Origin of the sequence: Paenibacillus sp. PvR133, from assembly GCF_017833155.1 — a bacterium.
In the GTDB taxonomy this organism is placed as follows: Bacteria; Bacillota; Bacilli; order Paenibacillales; family Paenibacillaceae; genus Paenibacillus; species Paenibacillus polymyxa_B.
Map to the genome: position 1 here is coordinate 1089118 of NZ_JAFIBS010000001.1, position 17101 is coordinate 1106218.

The 17101-nt window shown below is 44.7% G+C and carries 17 protein-coding genes; 5 read left to right on the forward strand and 12 right to left on the reverse strand.

The annotated features are described in order from the left end of the window. Window positions 1–17: 17 nt before the first annotated feature. A complete protein-coding gene (locus tag JOE49_RS04780; protein ID WP_023990960.1) occupies window positions 18–1289 on the reverse strand; it encodes an L-lactate MFS transporter in 1272 nt (423 codons plus the stop codon). A gap of 212 nt (window positions 1290–1501) precedes the next feature. On the opposite strand from JOE49_RS04780, the gene JOE49_RS04785 reads away from it, so the two are divergent. Then, window positions 1502–2038, forward strand: a complete 537-nt coding sequence (locus JOE49_RS04785) for a PadR family transcriptional regulator (protein ID WP_068939140.1) — start codon at window positions 1502–1504, stop codon at window positions 2036–2038. 95 nt (window positions 2039–2133) lie between these two features. Here the strand turns inward: JOE49_RS04785 and JOE49_RS04790 are convergent, their stop codons facing one another. From JOE49_RS04790 to JOE49_RS04810, 5 genes are all read right to left on the reverse strand, one after another. Continuing rightward, window positions 2134–2844, reverse strand: coding sequence for a GntR family transcriptional regulator (locus JOE49_RS04790; RefSeq protein WP_023990962.1), 711 nt, complete (start codon window positions 2842–2844; stop codon window positions 2134–2136). Window positions 2845–3046: 202 nt separating this feature from the next. Next, window positions 3047–4456 carry a glycoside hydrolase family 1 protein gene (locus JOE49_RS04795; RefSeq protein ID WP_071559557.1) on the reverse strand — a complete coding sequence of 470 codons (1410 nt, stop codon included), beginning with the start codon at window positions 4454–4456 and terminating at the stop codon, window positions 3047–3049. A gap of 73 nt (window positions 4457–4529) precedes the next feature. Next, entirely contained in the window at window positions 4530–5858 is a 1329-nt protein-coding gene (gene celB / locus JOE49_RS04800; protein WP_023990964.1) for a PTS cellobiose transporter subunit IIC, read from the reverse strand. Window positions 5859–5942: 84 nt separating this feature from the next. Beyond that, on the reverse strand, window positions 5943–6275 hold the full coding sequence (locus JOE49_RS04805; protein ID WP_069081043.1) for a PTS sugar transporter subunit IIA: 333 nt from the start codon (window positions 6273–6275) through the stop codon (window positions 5943–5945). Continuing rightward, entirely contained in the window at window positions 6268–6585 is a 318-nt protein-coding gene (locus JOE49_RS04810) for a PTS sugar transporter subunit IIB (RefSeq protein ID WP_029518773.1), read from the reverse strand. The genes JOE49_RS04805 and JOE49_RS04810 overlap by 8 nt, the downstream gene beginning before the upstream one ends. 382 nt (window positions 6586–6967) lie before the next feature. Between JOE49_RS04810 and JOE49_RS04815 the strand changes: the two genes are divergently transcribed. Then, window positions 6968–8083 (forward strand): WG repeat-containing protein, encoded by a 1116-nt coding sequence (locus JOE49_RS04815; RefSeq protein WP_209940657.1) that lies wholly within the window; start codon window positions 6968–6970, stop codon window positions 8081–8083. Window positions 8084–8155: 72 nt separating this feature from the next. On the opposite strand, the gene JOE49_RS04820 is transcribed toward JOE49_RS04815, so the two are convergent. From JOE49_RS04820 to JOE49_RS04835, 4 genes are all read right to left on the reverse strand, one after another. After that, the gene (locus JOE49_RS04820) at window positions 8156–8593 is read right to left on the reverse strand and encodes a hypothetical protein (protein ID WP_025718346.1); all 438 of its coding nucleotides are present in this window, start codon (window positions 8591–8593) and stop codon (window positions 8156–8158) included. Between the two features lie 161 nt (window positions 8594–8754). Further along, window positions 8755–8904: a hypothetical protein gene (locus tag JOE49_RS04825; RefSeq protein ID WP_179085434.1), complete on the reverse strand. Its 150-nt coding sequence runs from the start codon at window positions 8902–8904 to the stop codon at window positions 8755–8757. 9 nt (window positions 8905–8913) lie between these two features. After that, a complete protein-coding gene (locus JOE49_RS04830) occupies window positions 8914–9480 on the reverse strand; it encodes a hypothetical protein (protein ID WP_209940658.1) in 567 nt (188 codons plus the stop codon). Between the two features lie 13 nt (window positions 9481–9493). Next, window positions 9494–11080 carry a DUF4153 domain-containing protein gene (locus tag JOE49_RS04835; RefSeq protein ID WP_209940659.1) on the reverse strand — a complete coding sequence of 529 codons (1587 nt, stop codon included), beginning with the start codon at window positions 11078–11080 and terminating at the stop codon, window positions 9494–9496. A gap of 147 nt (window positions 11081–11227) precedes the next feature. On the opposite strand from JOE49_RS04835, the gene JOE49_RS04840 reads away from it, so the two are divergent. After that, window positions 11228–12964 (forward strand): ABC transporter substrate-binding protein, encoded by a 1737-nt coding sequence (locus JOE49_RS04840; RefSeq protein WP_160788299.1) that lies wholly within the window; start codon window positions 11228–11230, stop codon window positions 12962–12964. 213 nt (window positions 12965–13177) lie between these two features. Here JOE49_RS04840 and JOE49_RS04845 read toward each other — a convergent pair whose 3' ends face one another. Next, entirely contained in the window at window positions 13178–14578 is a 1401-nt protein-coding gene (locus tag JOE49_RS04845; RefSeq protein ID WP_023990971.1) for a transcriptional regulator, read from the reverse strand. Window positions 14579–14791: 213 nt separating this feature from the next. On the opposite strand from JOE49_RS04845, the gene JOE49_RS04850 reads away from it, so the two are divergent. Next, the gene (locus tag JOE49_RS04850) at window positions 14792–15037 is read left to right on the forward strand and encodes a DUF6953 family protein (RefSeq protein ID WP_013312611.1); all 246 of its coding nucleotides are present in this window, start codon (window positions 14792–14794) and stop codon (window positions 15035–15037) included. Between the two features lie 41 nt (window positions 15038–15078). Here JOE49_RS04850 and JOE49_RS04855 read toward each other — a convergent pair whose 3' ends face one another. Next, the gene (locus tag JOE49_RS04855; RefSeq protein ID WP_160788300.1) at window positions 15079–16038 is read right to left on the reverse strand and encodes a WYL domain-containing protein; all 960 of its coding nucleotides are present in this window, start codon (window positions 16036–16038) and stop codon (window positions 15079–15081) included. A 112-nt stretch (window positions 16039–16150) separates the two neighbouring features. On the opposite strand from JOE49_RS04855, the gene JOE49_RS04860 reads away from it, so the two are divergent. Beyond that, on the forward strand, window positions 16151–17098 hold the full coding sequence (locus tag JOE49_RS04860) for a Gfo/Idh/MocA family protein (protein WP_209940660.1): 948 nt from the start codon (window positions 16151–16153) through the stop codon (window positions 17096–17098). Window positions 17099–17101 lie beyond the last annotated feature (3 nt).

Consider the following 17101-nt stretch of genomic DNA (forward strand, 5'->3'; position numbering starts at 1 on the left):
GTATTTATTGCTATGGGTTAATTGATAGCTTTCTGATTCATATCCACAGCCATCTTCTGATTTTTTCGGGTAGTGAACTTATATACAAATGTTAGAACAAGTCCGGTTATGCCAAGTACGGCCGCAATGACAAAGGCTCTCTGATAGCTACTGTCTGTGCTGTAAACATGACTCATAATCGATGGGCCAAAGTATCCTGCTGTTGCAAATCCAATAAACATAATTCCATAATTCACACTATTATTTCTCACACCAAACTGATCGGCAGTAAATCCAGGAAATACCCCCATCAGTGCACCAAAACATAAACCAATAACTGAAATACCAATATAGAATGTCAACACACTACCTTCGCCTGAAAAATAAAGCAATGTGAGTCCTATGACCGAAAAGACAGAAGAAAAAGCCAGGGTATTGATTCGACCGATTTTGTCCGAAATATAGCCTGCAACGATTCGTCCGCCCGTGTTAAACAATGCCAATACGGAAACAACTGTCGTAGCGGCTGCCGCAGACATACCAATCATTTTCTGAGCTATAGGAGAAGCTTGTGATGTACACATGAGTCCGGCAAAAGCACCACACATTAATAACAAGATCATGATATAAAACAGAGGGCTTGAGAGCATGCCTTTCCAGTCTTTGTCGTTCTGAATAGAACGGCCAACATTTACAGTCTTGGGTGTCCATCCTGCAGGAACAAAGTCAGATGGACATTTCTCAATGAAGAAAGAAGCAGCACATACAATAATAAGAAATGCTATACCGATGATAATGAATGCTGATGTCACACCAGACCTACTGATTAAACTATTGGCAATAGGAGGTATAATAACTGAGCTTATTCCATAAGCAGCCGTTGTTATACCGCCAACTAATCCTCTTTTGTCAGGGAAAAACTTAATAGAGTTGCTAATTGTGCATCCGTAAACCATTCCCGTTCCTAGGCCGAGTACGATACCGTAAGCCAATACCAGGTAACCTACAGATGTTGCAAATCCTGATAAAATCATACCGCCTCCAAATAGCAAGCCCCCTACAAAGATCACTTTTTTGGGCCCGAATCGATCATTAATCCAGCCACCTGAAATCATCGTGATAGGACCTACCGAATTTGTAATCGTAAATGCAATAGCCAAATTCCCCGGTGTTAAACTAAGTCCTGTGACGCTGCTCAAATATTCTGCCATTGGGGCAGAAAATACACTCCACGCGTAAATTGATCCAATACACAGATTAATAAAACAGCTTGCAATCAGAATAATCCATCTCTTTTTTGTAAGTTCCACTGAGATCTTCTTCTCCCTCGTCGTTGTATTGTGAAATCATTCACATATTTCGAAATAATATTAACACGTGCTTTGCAATATATCAATAGGAACATGTATGTAGTTATATGTTTTATTAAATATGTTTTCAATAATATATCAATCTTATTATGGACTCGCTAAATATGTTATACTTAACCAATAAACGACGAAAATGTTAGGAAGAGTGCCTTATGAGAACTTTAAAATATGCCATTCTGGGCTTGTTAAATAAAGAACCTATGACTGGTTATGATATAGGTAAAGAATTCAGTAAAGATTTAGGCGAATTTTGGACTGCAAAGCATAGTCAGATCTATCCAGAATTAAAAAAACTGCTTAATGAGGGACTTATCGTCTACGAGATCCAAATTAGCGGAGAAATTTTAGAAAAAAAATTGTATTCGATTACGGAGAAAGGCAAAGAAGATTTTTTACAATGGCTAAAAAAAGCAGAGCCTATTGAACCCACTCCCAAAGATGTGTTTAAGCTGAGAATGTATTTTTCTAATCATCTGGATATAACAACCCGATTATATTTGTTGGAACATCAGCTGCTTCAACATCAAGATAGGCTGGAACATTTACGCAAAAATAAAGAACGTTATGAAACTATTCCTCCTCTTGATAGTGATAATTTTGGCGATTATCTTGTATTAGATGGTGCTATTTTACGCGAAACTATAACCATACAATGGATAGAAAGTTTTATTGCTTATTGTAAAAAATAAAGCATCTCATTTTCCCTTAAACTTATTGTAAACACAAAAAAGCACAAGGATTCGAGAATATGTAGCTCGAACCCTTATGCTTATTTTTTTACTAATCAACGCATTCGATTCACTGTGGTAAACACAAATTTATCGTACCGATGCCGCGAGAACGAGTATTCAAATGGTATACCTGTATCCAGATAACCCACCTGCTCAATTTCCAAGATTGGATCATCCGCTGCGCAGTCCAAATGCTCACGATCCAGTTCCGTTGACTTGGAGGCCCGGATGGTACGGTGTGAACCGACAATATTAAGTCCCAGCTCCTCCTTAATATGTTTGTACACCGAGCCGTACAGCACCTCCTCTGTAATACCGCTGATCAGCTTCGTGGGCATGTATGTGCGCTCGATAACGTAGGGCTCACCCTCCACGACACGCAGACGGATCACATGATATACAGGAGAATTGGCATCAATAAATAGATGGGTCGCTACCTCTTCGGATGGAAATTGAACGTCAAAGGCGACGATTTTATTTTTGATCTCTTTCCCGCGCAGTACGTTGGTTAACCCCAGCATTTCATTTACGACAACGTTAACAGGGCCATTGTGAACTGATTTGACGATAAAGGTTCCGTGTCCTCTTTTACGATTCAGCAACCCATCCATCACCAATGTGTCCAATGCCCGCTTAATCGTCATCCGACTTACACGAAACTCCTTTGCCAGTGAGATCTCATCGGGAATCGGATCATCACTGCTATAGGTCTTATTCATAATCCGCTCTTTGACCTCTTGTGCAATCCGCTCGTATTTGTTCATCTGTCTACCACCTGTACTAAAAATTGTTTTATGTCAGCATTTTACCAAAACATCGGTAGCGCTGGTTCCTTTTGTTCTGCAGGCGGGACGTTAAGGTATTACGGTATAAGTAAGTATACCGAACATTATACTTTCTCACCAGCGGCGTACAGCACAGTTCTTTGACGATGATGAAGAAAAAAAGGCGGTCCAGAGGACCACCTTAGAATCCGTTATTCTCGATCACCTGTTTGAACCAGTGCCCACTCTGTTTAACGGATCTCTTGCCACCGTCCTGAAGATCGACAGACACAAAACCATAGCGATTCTTATAAGCATTCGTCCAGGACCAATTGTCCATAAACGTCCATAAGTGATAGCCCTTCACATTGGAGCCTTCTGAGATCGCTCGTTGGACCCATTTGAGATGCTCACGGATAAAATCAATACGATAGTCATCGCGGATCATGCCCTGTTCATCTCTGAACTTTTCTTCACCTTGAACGCCCATTCCGTTTTCCGAAATGAAGCATTCAATGTTGCCATAATTTTCTCTAACATTGGTCAGAATGTCGTAAATGCCTTTCTCATAAATCTCCCAGCCCCGCATTTCATTCATCTTGCGACCAGGCATGACGTAATAATCGAAGAAACGTTCCGGCACAAAAGGCGCATCCGGGTTCGGCAGACTTTCGCGAGCCTTAACTCTGCGTGGCTGATAATAGTTAATCCCCAGCAGGTCCACAGTGCCCTGGCGTATGATCTCCCGATCTCCGTCTTCCATGCTTGGTACATATCCCTCTTGGCGTAACAGCTCCACGAGCAAAGGATTGAATTCTCCCGTCACAGATGGGTCTAAAAAGGAACGGTTAAAGAACGCATCGCATATTTCAGCAGCCTGCACGTCTGCCGGATGCTGACTACGCGGATAAGTTGGCGTCAGGTTCAAAATAATTCCGATTTTGCCCTTATAACCGCCTTCTCTGTAAGCCTTAATAGCACTGGCGCTCGATAACAGGGTATGATATCCCACCTGTACGGCTTTACCGAAATCCACTTCATTCGGATAGTGGAAATCGTATAGATAGCCGCCTTCCACCGGGACAATCGGCTCGTTATGTGTAAACCATTTGGCTACACGATCCCCGAATAGCTCAAAGCAAGTGTTAGCGTAATCCACGTAAGCTTCGACCGTCTCCCGGTTCACCCAGCCTCCATTTTCCTGTAAAGCCATCGGCAAATCAAAATGATACAAATTCACAAACGGCTCAATACCCGCCTGATGCAACTCTTCAATGACGGCATTATAGAATTGAACCGCCTGCTGGTTTATTGCACCTTTCCCTGCCGGAAACAGACGCGACCAAGAAATAGAGAACCGGAAAGAGTTGTGACCAAGCTCTTTCATGAGTGCAATATCTTCTTTGTAACGGGTATAGAAACGGGACGTTTCGCCAGGTCCAACCCCGTCATAAAAACGGTTCGGCTCCTGCTCAAACCAATAATCCCAAATGTTCGGTCCTTTGCCGTCTCCCTCCACGGTTCCTTCTGTTTGGGTAGCCGAAGCCGATGAGCCCCACCAGAAGTCGGATGGAAAACGGTATTGAATGGTTTGCTGCTCTGTATCTTTCATTTCGGTATGATTCACAGCTCTACTCCTCTCTCTTTTGCAATGAATAAGCTGCTAATCTAGCAGCTTATCCACATTACATTCCAACAGTTTGATCCTTACCAGCAATGGCTGCTTGGCTAAGCTCCTCTTCCTGCTCTTTACGAACGTTCATCCGGTCAATAATTTTCAGGAACGGGAACCAGATGACAAAGACGACAGCCATATTAAACAACTGCAGCACGCCACCCATCAGGGAGCCCGTAGCCATCATTCCACTAAAGAACAACGGCATCGTCCAAGGAACCTGTATTCCGTTTGGCGGCGGCACAATCCCGGTGGTCATGGCAAAGTAAGTAATCAGCGTAACGATCATTGGAGAAATAACCCATGGAACAAAAATAAGCGGATTCATCACAATCGGCAGACCGAATATGACGGGTTCGTTGACATTAAACAGACCCGGTCCAAGGGCCAGCTTACTGACCTGCTTCAATTGCTTACTCTTCAGGAAGATCAGAATCGAAAGCACGACAGCCAGTGTCATACCTGTACCACCGATACCTACGGTGTAAATATCCACAAACTGCTTGGTGATGATATGCGGCAGTTCTGCTCCTTTGGAGTACGCTTCATAGTTTTCAAGTGCCAGCGTATTCCAGATTGGGTCCATAACCGAGTTAATAATAATTTGACCATGAAGCCCAAAGAACCATAAAAGCTGAACAAAGAAAATAGCAATCAATGTAGGTATAATGCCACTGCCCAAATGCACCAGAGGTGCCTGTACAGCATGATAAATCAGATCATGCAGGTTATTATGAAGGGTCAGTGTAACTACAACATTAATGATCAAAAATATGCCCAATGTAATACATGCCGGAAGCAAAGCGGCAAATGATTTGGCAACTGCCGGCGGAACGCCTGGAGGCATTTTAATGACAAAATTTCGTTGCGTCACCTTTCGGTATATCTCTGCCGCAATAAAAGCGACGATCATACCAAGGAACATGCCTTTGGCACCAATCCGATCAACCGGAATGACACCAGCAATCGTGGCACCGCTTTCTTGTGTCAACACAAACGGGGTGAGCATCAAGAAACTAGCCAACGCAATCATGCCGCCAAATATGGGCTCGACCTTATAACTTCGAGATAGGTAATACCCAATCCCGACGATTACAAATAAGGTCATGATATTCAGTGTGGCATTAGGCGCAATGTTCAGCAGACTGCTAAAAGTCGCATAATTGCCGTCGCCCATCCACCCTTTTAGAAACGGCAGATTGATAATAACGACGATAATGGAGCCAAAAACCGTTAATGGAAATGACAGCATAAATGCATCACGCAGTACAGTAAGATAGCGGTTGTTGTTCAGTTTACCGGCAATAGGTATCAGTATCCGGCTTAATTTTTCAAACAAAGCCTATTCCTCCCCGCGAAGTAACTTGCATCAATAGGGTTGCAAGCTTTTCATGTCCCAAATTTCTCAAACTTACATGTTCCGTTATAAATTTCTGGATTTGAACAGTTCCAGCAATTCTAGAACCAGATCCTTCATGGTAACCGTGGACATCAGATGATCCTCGGCATGCATTAGAAGGAGCGAGAAAGGAGTTTGGGTACCTCCCGCTTCCTTCTTAACCATTTGAAAATGGATATCATGCGCAGCACGTAAATCCTGCTTGGCTTGTTTGAGCAGTTCGTCCGCACCTTCTACATTCTCTTTTCGATATTCGGTCAGCGCCTGAATTACTTTACTGCGAGCGCTTCCACTATGAAGAATAAGTTGGAAACTAATTTGCTCTTCCGTCAGTTCAGCTATATTAACTTTATCCATTTTTGCGTTCCACCAGTTTCACGGCCTGTTCATAGGCTTTCTTACCGTCAACCATTCCGTAGGCCATCATGTCGATCACTTCTACATGAATACCATATGGAGCTGCTTCCTTTTCCAGTTGTCCTTTCAGAAAGCTCATTTGTGGGCCAATCAATACCGCGTCAGCCTTAGCCATGTCTTCTGCTGCCTGATCTTGACCTACTGCCCAAATTTCAGCCTCGTCCCCAATGGACTTAGCATATTCCTGCATCTTAGTAACCAGCAAACTTGTAGACATACCTGAGCTGCAAGCCAGTAAAATTTTCTTCATGATTATTCCTTCCCTTCAAGGTCTGATTGGATGTTAAGTACTAGAAAACGTTTACAGCGTAATTATAAATCCAGTCTTTTGATTTGTCTATACATTTAATTTATATGTATAGACTTTTTTTAAAATGACACTACTTCTTCACTTTTTTTGAGAAAATCAATGTGTTTATTGCCCCACATTTGAGGATTACTCGATAGGTGTGAAAGGGAGCAAGCGACATACTTGGAAGCAGGGCTTTCTCATGTGCTGAAAATTAGAAAAATTTAGAATATCAAGAAACATTCCTACATTTTTATCGTCTATATTATGGAAGACCTTACGTATGAGGGTAAGATTTTTCGAAGCCTGAAGTTAAAAAGTCAACTCACAAAGGAGCTTATGCATGTTAAAAAAGTTAGGATTAGCTGCATTGATTCTGGTTACTAGCCTCTCCGTTATTGGAACAGGCTGGGCCGCATCCAGCACAACAACCATTGAAGTTTCTAAAACTGCTCTGGATTACAACGTTGCTCGCCCGCTGAGCGATGGTGCTTTTCATGATGGCTTATTAGCCGCTGAAACATCTGCTGGAAACCTCTTGTATTACAATTCCAAAGGAGAGAAAGCTTTCTCACTTCCCGCCGAGCTTAAACCCATTGGTGATTTTCATGAGCAGCGAGCCGTAGTCAAAAATACAAAAACCAATCTCTATGGATACATTAACACCAAAGGGGCACTGGTCATCCCTTGCCAATATACCGAAGCCAATTTCTTTTCTGAAGGAAAAGCCAAGGTAACCATAGCAGACACCAAAGAAAATGCAATTATAGATCGAACGGGAAAAATCCTTTCTCATTTTAAAGAAAATGTGGAGTCAGAATATGTATTTACAGACGGTCTGGCCCTCGCCTACGCCCCTAACACCGGCAAGATCGGTTTTGTGAATGCCTCTGGTCAACTAGCGATTCCTTATAAATACAAATACAGTCGTGGTTTCTCGAATGGCTTGGCTATTGTTCAGAATAGCAAAGGGCTATACGGATATATCAATACAGCAGGGAAAGAAGTCATTTCTCCTCAATATAAATCTGGTGGAGACTTCTCGGAAGGATTGGCCCCGGTGCAAAATACCAAGGGAAAATGGGGATTCATCAATAAACAGGGAAAAGTCGCGATTCCCTTTAAATTTACGGATGCCCAGGATTTTAGTGAAGGCCTGGCGAGTGTGAAAAATGCAAAAAACGAAGTCGGATTTATTGATAAAAACGGAACGCTGGTCATTAAATATCAACAAAAATACGATGTTGCCTCTCCGTTCAAAGAGGGCCTTGCTTTAGTCGGTAAACAAACACAATCATCCGTCTCAGACGGCAAATTTGGCTACATCAATCGTCAAGGGCAATTGCTGACTAAACTTGAGTACAGAGTGGAATCCTCCTCTTTCTCTAATGGCTATGCTGTTGCTTTTATCAAGCCAGGCAAAGCGTTCATTGTATCTAAACATTCCGTTTCAAAATAAAAAAACGACCCCGGCGGCAGATCGAGTGGATCTGCTTCCGGGGTCATTAGATCTCCAATATCTAAAATATAATTAGTCGTGTGTGTAGAATTTCACTCCAGGCAGATCTGCTGCCACCCACGAGTAGTTAATGGTATTACTGTTATAATTTTTGGTTCCCGCCTGAGCAACCTGTACCTCTTTCAAAATCGTAATCGATGAACCCTTCGGTCTGACAACGACTACATGACCATGCCCATCCGCTTTTTTGATCCCGATGGTAGGATACCCTAGATTTGCTCTTTTTTGAGCATCCTGAAAGGTTACAGAGTCCCAGCCCGGCGCCTTTTTATTCAGTAAAGCATCAGCCATTTGATTGGCTAAGCCACTTGGCAAGGGTGCCGACATCGCAGACATCACATCTTGTGCAAAAATATTACACTTCGTTCCACCTACTGGCGAATACTTTTTGTTCGTTTCTACCTTAAAACCGTCAATTACAGACGCGTAAGTACTTGCACTTCTAGCCATTGAAATTCCCCCTGAATATAAGCTGTAGAGGAAATGACGGAGTCGCTTGAACATCTGAATGGCTCCACATTCATTGATGTTGGCCTCAATTCCCTCTCAACTATTAGGGTGAATTCCGGCTTACTTTAACAACGTAATACTACAAAAAATTAACTTCATTCTCACAACTGAAGGCTTTCTTCACTGATTACGGTTGGAACGATAAGCTCAGGAGGAGTCGTAGGCTTAGCTTGTGTTAAATAGTCTGCTGCCCCCATCATCAGAGCGATGCCGATAAATAGCACGACCCAATTACGATTCTTTTTCATCATCTGTACCTCTCATTCTTCACTGCGCCCGTTCAGCCACTTGAACCAATGGAGCAGATGACTGAATCGGTATTCATGCTGCGAAGCGTACGTCCATACTTCTGGCTCTTCACCGGGCTCCTTCCAGACGAGCATGGAAAAGTGACCTTCTTCCTCGCTCGCAACCGACAGCAGCGAAAGACGATCATCCCCGAATCGGTATGGAGCCGATTCCACCCAGTAATTCCGCATATCGCTGATCCAGCTGCGGAACTGCTCTGTACCTGCGATCCGCAGGACTTCATCAGGTAGGAGCAGATGCTCGTCGATATCCTTCCAATCTCCCGCATATCGGTACCGCGCTGCCAGCATTGGACTGAGTGGTCGGATTTTACCGGGAGCCAACGTAGGCATATAGGCGACGGGAACGACCGGACCGATACTCTGGATAGCATAAGACCGAGCTTCCTCCTCACTCATTCCGTAAGACATAGCCTCCACGAGAAAATCGTTCCGTCTTACACCAAACTGATGCTGATACTGTGACATTTCATCCTGTAGCTCCAGTACCATACCCTGTACCGTTTCTGTTCCGATCATTCCCAAACACCTCTCATTCCAAAATATAGTCGTGCAATTCCCGTTGCGCTCGATACTTTGCCCAATTGAATTCAGGCCAAGCCGATTCTTCTCTCGTCATGCTCGTCAAACGGGCTTGTAAAAACTCATCTAGTGATCCATGTTCCTTACGACTAAAGTCAATCAGCAGCGGAATCGCGTCCGCCGATAGCTCACTCAAATACTCCTTATCTATCACCGATGCCGTGCGATACCGTTCGAGATTATTTTCAGCAATCTGTATATCAATGCCCACATAGTTCACGACGACATAGGCGACTAGAGCGAGTACAATATAATATTTCGCCAACGGCAGTTGACGGAAATGAATGCGCATTGCTGCAATAAGCAGTAGCAAGCCCAGAAAAATCATAAACGCGTGTACCAAATAGCGGGTGTACGTATATCCGTATGCTTCTTCGTACATAACCAGCCGGGTATATCCCGAATACAGCATCACACCCGAACAACCCACGAGTATGTACAGCAGGCCGCTGTTCATTTTTTGCACTATGCCTGAGCCAAATTCAGTCCACTTCAATACACTGATCATCAGCACAAAGTTGATACCTGTTACCATAACCAGCTCCCCGAATCCTCTTCTCGCATATTCGGCATACGAGGTTCCTTCGGGCAGAGCACCTTCCCATGCACCAAACAAATATCCAAACTGCAACACGACGAACACAACATACACCAGATTCATGACAATCAGCACCGTAGCGGTAATGACAGGGTCAAATTTAATCGCGACCGGCTCGTGGTAAGGCACCGTTGGTCGGTCAATCATCACTGAAGAGTGACCATCATACTCGGTGGTTTGGCCATTCGTGCGCTCATCTAATCCGTGCCATGATTGGGTCTCTCTCTGCGTATTACGCGGAGCAGGCTGTACAAATCCCCACAAATAACAGAAGAAACAGAAGGTGAAAAAGCAGGTCCAGATCAGCCGCAGCATGCCATTCCCAAAGGACAGCGTTCCGATCCATTCGGGTACTCCAGCTAACAACTTTTCGAACATCCCATCCGCCGAAGCCAGCAAAGATATGATAATGAACAGTAGCGGCAAGGCAATAAGTAAACCAATCATCACTTTGCCCAATACACGCTTACGCTCATCCTTTACATTCCGAAGGGCTACTGTCTTGACCATCCGAAAGGGGGTCACGATATGACGAAAGTTTTGATAAAACCAATGGCTTAACGCCTGACCAATAATACCGGGTTCTGACCAGCCATGCCTTTTCTCCCCAAACAGCAGCACCATATGTACGCTAATCAGAGCAGGTATCGCCAGCGCATTTAACACATACAGGACCGGATTATTGAACAGCGCATATGTCAATGCCAGCATGAAAATGATCACAAACAGCAAACGCCCTATCCATGATCCTAACTGGAAACGATCTCGATTAAAGGCATACATATAGGCGTAAAACACAATAACAAAAATTGGCATAGACACGCCCAGCCCATGTCCGTAAAACAGATATTGATGAACCAGCGCCAACACAATTGCGCCAGCAAAGGCGGACAGAAACGACGTTTTCGGCAAAGACGTTCCATTCATCTTGTCATGCATGGTAAATACCTCCACAAATATGCTTTATAACCCTTATTGTAGATGATAAAATAAGAAGATAAAGAGAAATTAATTCAAACAAAATTTCCTATTTTATAAAAGTGGCTACGCTTTTAATCAAATATAGGGGAAACGGAGCAACCTTGAATGAAACTCCATGCCCAATTTTTACGGCTTCACTCACACGCAGCTGACGACAAGGACGAAAACCATACCATAGAGACGACGCTGGATGAGCTGGCGGCTATTTTTGACTGTACTCACCGCAACGCCTTGATGATCATTCAGAAAATGGAGCAGCACGACTGGATACAATGGACTCCCCGCCGAGGCAGAGGCCGCCGCTCCAGTCTGCGCTTCCTCATTCAGCCGGAAGACATTGCCGTGCAATCCATGATGCAAGCCATAGACCGCCATGATATCAAACGCGCGCTGGATGAGATCCGAGTTCATTCACGCTCCTCCACCATGCAGGAGCATTTGCAAGGCTGGCTGCTGAATTATTTTGGGCATCACGCAGAGGTGCGCAGTGATCAGCAGCAGATCGACACGCTGCGTCTGCCTATTCGCCAGCAACTCTATACGCTGGACCCGTTGTACTTGAACTGGCTCGCCGAGTCCTTCGTATCCAGCCACGTCTTTGATGGTCTGGCCCGCCGGGCGAACGAAAGCGGCGAGATTTTGCCGGGATTGGCGCACGCTTGGGAGGTGGATACCACTCGTACACAGTGGACCTTTTTCCTGCGTAAAGAAGTGTTGTTTCATAACGGAAAAATACTGACCGCTGAAGACGTCGTCTATACCTTTGAGCGACTGAGTCGAGCGCCGGGAAGGAGACTTTACCATTTTATCGTCCGGCAAATTCAGCACGTCCAGGCGCTAAGTCCAACGATAGTACGCTTCGTACTAAAGGAGCCGAACGAGCTGTTTCTATCCTTCCTGTGTACCAGCCGGGCTGCGATTGTGCCGCGTGAGCTTAATCAGGTGGGTGAAGCCGCCTTTGGCATCCGCCCTGTCGGTACAGGGGCATTCAAAGTCACGGAAATGAACGAAAGCCTGTGTACACTGGAGGCTTTCGCACCTTATTTTCAAGGCCGAGCTCATCTGGACCGAGTGGAAATTGTCCAACTCCCATGGGCGACTAAGCTGGAATCGTCGGATACGGAAGACACCGCTTCTTCTTTTCACATTATCCATAATCCCGTATCGGCGGGAGATACGGATACCGCATGGAGCCAGATTCACTCGGCGGCTTCGGTACGCAAATTTATCACATGTAATACACACAAGGATGGACCACTACGCAATCCAGAAATACGTGCCCGCATTGTAGCATGTCTGGATCATCGCCCCCTTCCTCCAGCAGTGGATTCATCTAACGATTCTTATGAACCACTGGCGGCGCTGCAAATTGCTACCATTCCCGAGTATAAAGCAGACGCAGACCGGGTTGCGGCTCAGCTCGAATCCTGTGGGTATACCTGTAACATCGTGGCCGCATCTATGAACGAATTCAAAAGCTCATCTATCCGTATGGAGTCAGACTTAATCATCTTTTCTCTCTTTCGTGACCGTGATGAGCAATTACGCCTGTTTGACTTGTATCTCAATGTATCTGGGCATGTGGAGCCTCATAGCCGTGTGGATATCGAAAGACTGCTGCGTGAAATTGCACGGGAGGCCGATCATACTGTTAGGGCGCAGCAATTCGAACATATCGAAACTCGGCTCATGGATGAGCACCAGCTGCATATTTTATATGAAAAGCCCGTTCAGACGGCCTATCTTCCTTCTGTGCGCGGTGTATCTTTTAACAGTCAGGGCTGGGTGGATCTGCGTCATGTCTGGTTTCCGCCTGCTCAACTTCCAACTCCCCACTCTTGACGGCAAAAGTGCTCCTTCAAATGCACTTCCACATCAAAAAAAGGTATCCTCTTCTTCATAAGAGGATACCTTTTTGGGTTACGACAATCTAGACCTTTTCAGATAGATGTATCAAGGGATGAAAAAGCCCATCCCCCCAGCCCATGGCTGTGGACGTCGCTAGGATCTTCCATAGGGGGGGGAACGGGTGAAAAATTCAATAGGACAAAAACATTAAATGCGAGCAGAGAAAAAACGATCTTTTTTATCATGGATGTACTCTACCTCTCCAAGTAAGTTTTTATATTCCTCTTTGTCCTCAGAAGTGGCAGTATGCCGAAACTTTTCAAATAATCCTACACATTTGATTGTGACAGGATTACCATTCAGCACGACGGAATAGGAAAGGCTCTCGAGCAGGAATTTCATACCTTTGGAATAACGATGTTTGTTGAGATCATAACAAGCCATCTCTGCCAAAAATCGTGCATAGAGATCTGCTGACATTTGCTCCGTATAGGTCCCTACCTTGACATGCTGATCTGCAAATGCCTCAATTTGTTTTTCAAAGCGCTGCAGTACATGATCTACATTAAAATCATAACGGTTGGCCGCTACCATAATTTTATGTAGCCCCACCAGAATTTCACCTTCGTTTTTTTCCAAATAATCTACATACTGTGGAATCACATCCAGGCTGCCGGACATCAATTGATATAAATACCCGTTGGCCTCAGCCCAGTTGCTACAAAGGGCCTTCAAACGCTGAGCTTCTTCCGTATCCTCTTGCACCCAGCTCAAATCAGAGTATAGGGATACAAATTCCAGCGCTTTTTGGTAATCCCCGCGCTCATCCCACACCCCGGCGCGCAGCACATAAGAGTATACAATATACATAAACAAAGGACCCTTAGGTTCCTTGCCACGCTCCGATCTTCTGGTATTTCCGTATTTTTGCTCGTATTGTACCTTGGCTTTTTGAGCCATTTTTTCAGCAAACCATTCTACTTTATCCCAACGCCGCAAGGAGGCATAGGTATTGGCCAAGTCTCTTAAGGCATCCAGTTGGTCTGCTTCACCCAGTCGGTCCACAAAGCTTTCGAAATGTGTGGCTGCCCATAAGTTTTCGTCCTGGTCATCGCCAACGGCAATCGTAAATAAACGGTATTGGCAGAGCGCCAGACGCTCTGAATGTTGGTACTTTTCACTTTCCGAAACATTTTTATAAATAATTGCCGCAGCCTCGAACTTACCTTCACTGAATAATTCTTCTGCTGTCTCAAACAAAGCTGGGGCGTATATGAGATAGTCCATCATAAACTCCACGACTTGCTTAATACAATCCAGTTTGTTCAGCTCTGCACAGCGATGCAAAAAGGGGCGAACCCGTCGCCAATTCGGTGCCGTATTCCGTATAAATTCATCAATGTATAACTCATAGAGGCTTCCTTCTTCAAGCCCCATGCCTGCACCAATCCGATCCAACAGCAGCATCGCAATCGGACGATTACCGTTAATAATGGCACTGATCGTTCCTGCATTAATACCTGTGTTCTCCCCAAACTTACTAATCGTAATTCCTTCTCGTCTGATGTACTGCTCCAGCTCTGCGCGAATTGTGGTTGTTTCCTTCAAATCAGGCACCCCCAGGGATTACTTGCATGATTACAATACAAAAAAAGAAAATTCCCGTGAATATTCCCTTAATTATACAAAAGAAAGCCCACTTAGCCAACCGCTCAAGTAAATTTATATCAGAAAATTCAATAATTCTCCGAATTGCCGTATACTACGGGGAGGTGAGCCGAACAGCTACACCCAATCGGTACGCAGGAAAGGATGCGACAAATGGACAACACCCCTACAACAGAACAAGAGATTGCACAATGGATGGTCGCGCAGATCCGTGAAGTGGGCACCCTGAAACAAGAAGATGCAATTGCATATGTACGCTCTGAGTATGGAGAGCAGTATGTGTTTATAAGCGAGCATGGTCATGTATCTCTGGAAAAAGAAATCAAAAAAGCATTCCGCAAGCTTCATGGTGGCAGAATTGCATGGGATCGTGACGGATTTCTCTGGGCCTGGACTTAACAAGCAAAGCATCTGCCCTAGGCAGGTGTTTTTTTAATCATTTATCCATATATCCTCTGGAGTCGGTTAATTTCTTCCTTCACAAACTGTCGGAGTACTGCAGGCTCCACAACTTCAACCCTACCGATCCAATCCATAGCATCGCGACAAGCCGCTTCATAACTATACATGTTGACCGTTAGAATGAAATGATTGCCTTCCTGTACAGACTGGATGATTTCCATTCTTTTCGCTATAATTCCCGCTTGCTTCTTATTCGTTCGGATCAAAACGGGATAGTATTCTTTCTCTGTACAAAGCTGCTTAAACGCGGTTTCTTGCCTCATCCAATGATGTTCCAGCGAAAAATCCACCGGAACCTCAAAGACTTCCGTAGACGGCTGAACCTCCCTGATTCGCTCACATTTAAAGGTCCGAATCTCCTGCCCAACTTCACAGAAGGCAATGAGATACCAATCTCCTTTTTTCACCACAAGTCCATAGGGATGCACATGACGGGAAGAACAGATTCCGTCAGCCTTCTCATATTGAATGGTTATTTTATGGGACCCCCACACTGCAGCTCTTACGGATTCAAGACAAGGAATTGCTATACGTTCCGTCCACCACGGCGTATCATCAAAATAAAACCGCGCTTTGGCTTTCTTAATATCGGACTGATACGGGTCTGGCATCGTCTGTTCCAGTTTGAGCAGAGCATTCTTTAACTTCAAACCCGATTCGGTGGGCCCGCCTGTATAAATGCCCATCCCTGTTAAATACAACTGAATGACATCCCCGCCATTCAACTGTTTCAGGTTCGCCGTATAACCCTCCATTAAATAAATTCCGCCCTTCGGTCCGGATGCGGTAACAATCGGAACGCCGGCTTCAGCCAGGAGGTCGATATCCCTGTAAATGGAGCGTACAGAGGTTTCCAGTGCCAACGCCAATTCCTTGGCCTTCATTCTCCCTCTAGATTCGATACATAATAAAATCGCGATTAAACGATGCAGTCTCACAATCATACCTCCACAATAGATGGTTAACCCGAATTGAAAAGATGATGCAAAGATTGTTGACACCCTGTTGGCAGCAATAGGTGTGTATCATAGAAGTAAAGGGGTGTAATGGATGATGAATATTGGAATATTGGGGACGGGATTCGGCGCATATCATGCCTCATTGTTAAACAACCATCCCAAGGTAAACAGAATCATGGTATTTGGAAGGAACGAAACCAACCTGCAAAAGCTGAAAGAGGAGCTAAACGTAGAAGTCACACAAAATATAGAGGATATTCTGCTGGATCCAGACGTGGATATCGTCGATCTATGCCTGCCCTCCCACCTGCATAGGTCATATGCTGTGGATGCGCTAAAGCACGGTAAGCATGTATTTTGTGAAACACCCGTTTGCTTTAATCTCGAAGACGCTCTTCTTATGCAACAAGCTGCGGAGCAATATGGCAAAAAGATTCTGGTCAACCAGTTCATTAAGTTTGATCCCGCCTATACCTATCTGTATGAGGCATACCGCCAACAGAAGTACGGAAAGCTTATCTCCTTATCTTTGAAAAGAGAAACGCCTCCTCTGTGGGGGGATCTTGGACTAAGCTCCATCCCTACTCAGTTCATGATTCATGAACTGGATTTACTGACCTGGCTATTAGGCCCCTGTGATCCATTTACAGTCTGGGGTACAGAAGTTACCCATCCTGAACAAGCACAGGTTCGTGCTTACTTTCAGCATCGGGATACATTCACAGAAGTCATCGCCTCATCCCACATGCCGGGAAGCTACCCCTTCACAGTGGCCTATGAAGCTTATTTCGAAAAGGCCAAGCTGGTATTTCATGAAAGCGACGAAAACGATCTTATACCTACCGCATTATATGAGTATACCGCATCAGGACAGCAAAAAATCAACCTCGAATCTGCCAATCCATACGAAAAAAGTTTGGATCATGCACTTGAATGCTTTGGTGGACATTCGGAAAGCCTGATTCCACTGGAATCGGCTGTACAAGCGCTGAAAGTGGCTATTGAGATTAAAAGCAGACTGGGGCAAGGCCAGCGTTAACCC

Coding starts and splice junctions, on each gene's coding strand:
- JOE49_RS04820 (WP_025718346.1), bottom strand. CDS start 8,593: ATGGCTAGAAGTGCAAGTACTTACGCGTCTGTAATTGACGGTTTTAAG.
- JOE49_RS04810 (WP_029518773.1), bottom strand. CDS start 6,585: ATGAAGAAAATTTTACTGGCTTGCAGCTCAGGTATGTCTACAAGTTTG.
- JOE49_RS04830 (WP_209940658.1), bottom strand. CDS start 9,480: ATGATCGGAACAGAAACGGTACAGGGTATGGTACTGGAGCTACAGGAT.
- JOE49_RS04785 (WP_068939140.1), top strand. CDS start 1,502: ATGAGAACTTTAAAATATGCCATTCTGGGCTTGTTAAATAAAGAACCT.
- JOE49_RS04790 (WP_023990962.1), bottom strand. CDS start 2,844: ATGAACAAATACGAGCGGATTGCACAAGAGGTCAAAGAGCGGATTATG.
- JOE49_RS04825 (WP_179085434.1), bottom strand. CDS start 8,904: ATGATGAAAAAGAATCGTAATTGGGTCGTGCTATTTATCGGCATCGCT.
- JOE49_RS04850 (WP_013312611.1), top strand. CDS start 14,792: ATGGACAACACCCCTACAACAGAACAAGAGATTGCACAATGGATGGTC.
- JOE49_RS04840 (WP_160788299.1), top strand. CDS start 11,228: ATGAAACTCCATGCCCAATTTTTACGGCTTCACTCACACGCAGCTGAC.
- JOE49_RS04835 (WP_209940659.1), bottom strand. CDS start 11,080: ATGCATGACAAGATGAATGGAACGTCTTTGCCGAAAACGTCGTTTCTG.
- JOE49_RS04815 (WP_209940657.1), top strand. CDS start 6,968: ATGTTAAAAAAGTTAGGATTAGCTGCATTGATTCTGGTTACTAGCCTC.
- JOE49_RS04795 (WP_071559557.1), bottom strand. CDS start 4,456: ATGAAAGATACAGAGCAGCAAACCATTCAATACCGTTTTCCATCCGAC.
- JOE49_RS04860 (WP_209940660.1), top strand. CDS start 16,151: ATGATGAATATTGGAATATTGGGGACGGGATTCGGCGCATATCATGCC.
- JOE49_RS04805 (WP_069081043.1), bottom strand. CDS start 6,275: ATGGATAAAGTTAATATAGCTGAACTGACGGAAGAGCAAATTAGTTTC.